Raw genomic sequence first — 5,171 nt, forward strand, 5'->3', positions numbered from 1 at the left:
CGCGCCCGTCGCGGGCGCGCGCCCGGCGAGCTGGTGGGCGGCGCGGGCCTCGGGCACGACGCTCGCGGGCACCGTCTCCGAGGTCGTCTGCCAGTCCATGCTCCGATTCTCCCCGACGCCGTCGGACTGCGCGGCACTGTTACGCGCGGCCCGGAGACGACGGATGCCGTGCCCTCGCGGGACGCGGCATCCGTGTGGTTCGCGCGGCGGAACTAGACCCGAGCCGCCTCCGTCGCCCGACGCGCTGCGGCCAGGCCCGCCTCGAGGTCGGCCTTGAGGTCGTCGATGTTCTCGATGCCCACCGACAGCCGGACCAGGCCGGGCGTCACGCCGCTCGTCAGCTGCTGCTCGGGTGTCAGCTGCGAGTGCGTGGTCGAGGCCGGGTGGATGACCAGCGAGCGGACGTCGCCGATGTTCGCGAGGTGGCTGAAGAGCGACAGGTTGTCGACGAGCGCACGGCCGGCGTCGACACCGCCCTTGAGCTCGAAGGAGAGCACCGCGCCGACGCCCTTCGGGGCGTACCGGTTGGCCGCCGCGTACCACGGGCTGGACGGCAGGCCGGAGTAGTTCACGTGCGCCACGTCGGGGTGGCCGTCGAGCCACTCCGCGATCTCCTGCGCGTTCTGCGTGTGCCGCTCGACGCGGAGCGACAGCGTCTCGATGCCCTGGATGAGCTGCCAGGCGCTCGCCGGCGCGATCGACGCACCGAGGTCGCGCAGCAGCTGCACGCGCGCCTTGATGACGAACGCGAGCGCGTCGCCCACCGCGGCCGTGTAGCTCGCGCCGTGGTACGACGGGTCGGGCTCGGTGAGTCCGGGGAACTTCTCGACGTTCTTCGACCACTCGAAGCGGCCGCCGTCGACGATCACGCCGCCGATGACGGTGCCGTGGCCGCCGAGGAACTTGGTGGCCGAGTGGATGACGATGTCGGCCCCGTGCTCGAACGGGCGGATCAGGTACGGCGTCGCGATCGTGTTGTCGACGATCAGCGGGATGCCCGCGTCGTGCGCGACGCCCGAGACGAGCGCGATGTCGAGCACGTTGATCTTCGGGTTGCCGATCGTCTCGGCGAAGAACAGCTTCGTGTTCGGGCGGACCGCACGCCGCCACTCGTCGGCGTCGTCCTGGTTCTCGACGAACGTCGTCTCGATGCCGAGCTTGGCGAGCGTGTACTTGAAGAGGTTGTAGGTGCCGCCGTAGATCGAGCTCGACGAGACGATGTGGTCGCCCGCCTGCGCGATGTTGAGCACGGCGAACGTCTCGGCGGCCTGGCCCGACGCGACGAGGAGCGCGCCGCTGCCGCCCTCGAGTGCGGCGAGGCGCTCCTCCACCACGGCCTGCGTCGGGTTCATGATGCGCGTGTAGATGTTGCCGAACTCGGCCAGCGCGAAGAGGTTCTGCGCATGCTCCGACGAGTCGAACACGTACGACGTCGTCTGGTAGATCGGCGTGGCCCGGGCCTTCGTCACCGGGTCGGGCGCGGCGCCCGAGTGGACCTGCTTGGTCTCGAAGCGCCAGTCGGCGGCGTGGTCGGCCATGGGGACTCCTTCGCGAATCGGGATGCGGCCCCGCCGCACCCGTCGCCCACCGTACGTCCGGCCCGCCGGGGGCTCAACGGATGCCGCAACACGGCGTCATTCGCGCGCGTCGGGCTTCGGCGGCTCGGGCAGCGGCGGCAGTGCGTCGGGCGGCAGCACGATCGTCCCCGTCGCGGTCATGGGCTCCGGCCGGAACAGCCACCGGGCGCGCGGCTCGATGAGCGGGCGGAAGACGCGACGCACGGGCTTCAGCGACAGCACGACCGAGACGCCCACGCAGAACACGATCATGACCGGCAGCACCCACCACGGCTGCTCGCCCTCGAGGAGCGGCGTCTCCCGCAGCGGGAACAGCACGAACGAGTGCAGCAGGTAGATGTACATGGTGGCGCTGCCGAACGCCGTGAACGGCGTGGTGCGGCGCGGCATGAGGACGAGGAACGCCACCGCGAGGAGCATCGCGAGCAGGAGCAGGAAGAGCCGGATGGCACCCGACCACGGTTCGTCGTACCCGATCGCCTCGTACGACTCGTCGTAGAGCATGAACCGTCGGAGCCTGAGGTCGCGCCAGGTCTCGATCGCCATCGGCAGGGCGACGAGGAGCACCCCGAACAGGGCGATGGCGCCCGCGCGCCATCGCCAGGTCGCGGCCGTCGACAGGTCGAGCCATCGGTCCGTGATGCGCCACTGGCGGAGCTTCCAGCCGAACACGAAGAACGGGAACATGCCGAAGGTGCGCGTGAGGGCGAGCGTCGAGTCGATCTCCACGGCGTAGCCGGCGCCGATTGAGATCGCGATGGCGATGAGCAGCGGGAACCGCAGCAGCACCAGGTAGGGCAGGGCGATGCGCCAGATCGCGAGGGCGATGAGGAACCACAGCGTCCACGACGCGGTGGTGTAGTCGAGCACGAAGTCGCCGCCGAGCGCGAACCGGATCAGCGTCCAGATCGTCTCGAAGATGAAGTACGGGAAGACGATGTCGGTGAGGACCTGCCGCATGGCGCGCGCGTTCGGCGGTCCGGACTTGGCGAAGTACCCGGAGACCGTGACGAAGACGGCCACGTGGAACGAGTAGATGAAGAGGTAGACGCTGTACGCCGCGTCGTCCTCGGCGATCAGCGGCAGGATCCCGTGCCCGATGACGACGAGCGTGATCGCGATCCATCGGGCGTTGTCCCAGAGCGGCACCCGGCGCTTGCGGTTCGGCGACCGGTGGGCATGGGGCAGCGTGTTCGGCTCCATCCGCCCATTGTCCCGCACCGGCCGAGGCCCGCATGCGGGACGCGCACTCGGGCAGAATGTCGGCATGGAGCAGATGCGCGCGGTGGTCACGGGAGCGAGTTCGGGGATCGGTGCCGCCACGGTGCGCGGGCTCGTCGCCGCCGGTTGGGCGGTGGTCGCGGTCGCGCGCCGCGGTGATCGGCTCGCCGCGCTCGCCGAGGAGACCGGGGCCGAGCCGTTCGTCGCCGACGTGACGAGCGATGCGGATGTCGCGGCGCTCGCCGAGCACGTCGCCGCCACGGGCGGCGCGCACGCGCTCGTGAACAACGCGGGCGGTGCGAAGGGGCTCGCGTCCGTCGAGGAGTCCGACCTCGACGACTGGGCGTGGATGCTCGAGGTCAACGTGCTGGGGCTCAAGCGCGTCACGAGCGCGCTCCTCCCGCTGCTCCGGCGCGGCGCGCTCGAGCGCGGCGTGGCCGACGTGGTCAACGTGACCTCGATCGCGGGGCACGTCGCGTACGTGGGCGGCGGCGGCTACAACGCGGCGAAGTTCGCGGCGCACGCGGTGACCGAGGTGCTGCGACTCGAGTTGAACGGCGAACCGATCCGGGTGGTCGAGGTCGCCCCGGGGATGGTGCGGACCGACGAGTTCGCGCTCGTGCGGTTCGGCGGCGACCGAGCCCGCGCCGACGCGGTCTACGACGACGTCCCCGAGCCGCTGGTCGCCGAGGACATCGCGGGCGTCATCGTCGACGCGATCTCGAAGCCCAGGCACGTCGACCTCGACCTCATCGTCGTGAAGCCCGTCGCCCAGGCGGCGCCGTACCGGCTCGCGAAGGGTCCGCTCGCGGTCAAGGCGGGGCCGAGCGCATGAGGATCGGCCGCGTCGAACGCCGCCATCGGTGGGTGGCCCTCACCGCCCCCTGGCTCGCGATCCTCGGTTTCCTGTTCGTGGCCGCCTACACGCTCTGGGTGCTCGCTCCCGGGGTCGTCGACGAGTGGCGCGCGCTCTTCAACGTCGTCTTCGTCGTCACCTGGCTGGCGTTCCTGGCCGACTTCGTCCTCCGACTCGTGCTCACGCCCAAGGGCGAGCGATGGCGCTACATGTGGCACCACCCGATCGAGTTCCTGTCGGTGATCGTCCCCGTGTTCCGGGCGCTCCGCGCCGTGACCCTGCTGCGGCACGTCCCTGCGCTCCAACGACGCACGGCCGACACGGTCCGCGCGAACTTCGTCATCACCGCGGTCGTGTACGCGGCCATGTACGTGTTCTTCCTCGCGCTCGCGACGCTCCAGGCGGAACGCGAGGCGCCGGGCGCGACGATCACGAACTTCGGCGATGCGCTGTGGTGGGCGGTGGTGACGCTCACCACGGTCGGGTACGGCGACACCTATCCGGTCACGGCGCTCGGTCGCACCTGGGCCGTGTTCCTCATGATCGGCGGCATCGCGATCGTCGGCGTCGCGTCCGCCACGGTCATCTCCGTGCTGAACGAGCGCCTCAGTGCGCTCCGGCACGGGCACCCGGCCGAGTCGGCGCTGGCCGAGCGCGAAGCGCTGCTGGCAGACGACGTCGACGTGCCCGAACCGGGGGCGCGCGGCGGCGAGCAGGGCTCCGTCGACGAGGTCGGCGGCCGGTAGCCTGACGGGATGAGCTTCGATGCGAACGACGCCGCCGACGGCGCCGACGGGATCCGACGCGAGATCCTCTCCTGGGACGACTTCGGCGACGCGGCGCGCTCGCTGGCCGCCGACGTCCTCGACTCGGGCTTCCGGCCCGACGTGGTGATCGCGATCGCCCGCGGGGGACTCCTGCTGGCGGGAGCGATCGCCTACGCGCTCGGCACGAAGTCGTGCGGCTCGATCAACGTGGAGTTCTACACGGGCGTCGACGAGCGACTTCCGGCCCGACGTGGTGATCGCGATCGCCCGCGGGGGACTCCTGCTGGCGGGAGCGATCGCCTACGCGCTCGGCACGAAGTCGTGCGGCTCGATCAACGTGGAGTTTTACACGGGCGTCGACGAGCGCCTGCCCGAGCCGGTGCTGCACCCGCCCATGCTCGACGCGCCGGCGCTCTCCGGTCGGCGCGTGCTCCTCGTCGACGACGTCTCCGACTCCGGCCGGACGCTGCGCAAGGTCGTCGACCTGCTCGCCGACGCCGGCGCCGACGTGCGCACCGCGACGCTCTACACGAAGTCGCACACCGTGCTCGCGCCCGACTACGACTACCGGCGCACCGACGACTGGATCGTGTTCCCCTGGTCCGCGCTGCCGCCCGTCGAGGTCGCGGAGGCGGCCCGATGAGCGTGCACCTCGTCGGCGGCGGGTGGGACCCGGCGCACGCGGCATCCGTCTACGCCCCGTTCCTCGCGGAGGCGGCCGAGGCCGCCGGGCGGGCCGGTGCCGACCGC

4 protein-coding genes and 2 pseudogenes are annotated in these 5,171 nt (G+C 71.2%); 4 read left to right on the forward strand and 2 right to left on the reverse strand.

Features of this window, described 5'->3' with window-relative positions:
• Positions 1–212 precede the first annotated feature (212 nt).
• Both ESO86_RS11140 and ESO86_RS11145 read right to left on the reverse strand, forming a co-directional pair.
• Entirely contained in the window at positions 213–1,538 is a 1,326-nt protein-coding gene (locus ESO86_RS11140) for a bifunctional o-acetylhomoserine/o-acetylserine sulfhydrylase (protein ID WP_129235017.1), read from the reverse strand.
• Positions 1,539–1,634: 96 nt separating this feature from the next.
• Positions 1,635–2,780 carry an acyltransferase family protein gene (locus tag ESO86_RS11145; RefSeq protein WP_129235019.1) on the reverse strand — a complete coding sequence of 382 codons (1,146 nt, stop codon included), beginning with the start codon at positions 2,778–2,780 and terminating at the stop codon, positions 1,635–1,637.
• Between the two features lie 64 nt (positions 2,781–2,844).
• On the opposite strand from ESO86_RS11145, the gene ESO86_RS11150 reads away from it, so the two are divergent.
• The 4 genes and pseudogenes from ESO86_RS11150 to ESO86_RS11165 form a co-directional block, all read left to right on the forward strand.
• Positions 2,845–3,633 carry an SDR family NAD(P)-dependent oxidoreductase gene (locus tag ESO86_RS11150; RefSeq protein ID WP_129235021.1) on the forward strand — a complete coding sequence of 263 codons (789 nt, stop codon included), beginning with the start codon at positions 2,845–2,847 and terminating at the stop codon, positions 3,631–3,633.
• A 32-nt stretch (positions 3,634–3,665) separates the two neighbouring features.
• Positions 3,666–4,400: a potassium channel family protein gene (locus ESO86_RS11155; RefSeq protein ID WP_165307677.1), complete on the forward strand. Its 735-nt coding sequence runs from the start codon at positions 3,666–3,668 to the stop codon at positions 4,398–4,400.
• 9 nt (positions 4,401–4,409) lie between these two features.
• Positions 4,410–4,496: pseudogene (locus tag ESO86_RS20155) on the forward strand (hypothetical protein); the annotation flags it as partial.
• 157 nt (positions 4,497–4,653) lie between these two features.
• Positions 4,654–5,064, forward strand: a pseudogene (locus tag ESO86_RS11165) (phosphoribosyltransferase); the annotation flags it as partial.
• Positions 5,065–5,171: the final 107 nt, after the last annotated feature.

The sequence above is a fragment of the Agromyces binzhouensis genome, assembly GCF_004135055.1.
Classification (GTDB): Bacteria; Actinomycetota; Actinomycetes; order Actinomycetales; family Microbacteriaceae; genus Agromyces; species Agromyces binzhouensis.

What these genes read in the sequence shown, in the direction of transcription:
- ESO86_RS11150 (WP_129235021.1), top strand. Translation starts at nt 2,845, where the DNA reads ATGGAGCAGATGCGCGCGGTGGTCACGGGAGCGAGTTCGGGGATCGGT.
- ESO86_RS11140 (WP_129235017.1), bottom strand. Translation starts at nt 1,538, where the DNA reads ATGGCCGACCACGCCGCCGACTGGCGCTTCGAGACCAAGCAGGTCCAC.
- ESO86_RS11145 (WP_129235019.1), bottom strand. Translation starts at nt 2,780, where the DNA reads ATGGAGCCGAACACGCTGCCCCATGCCCACCGGTCGCCGAACCGCAAG.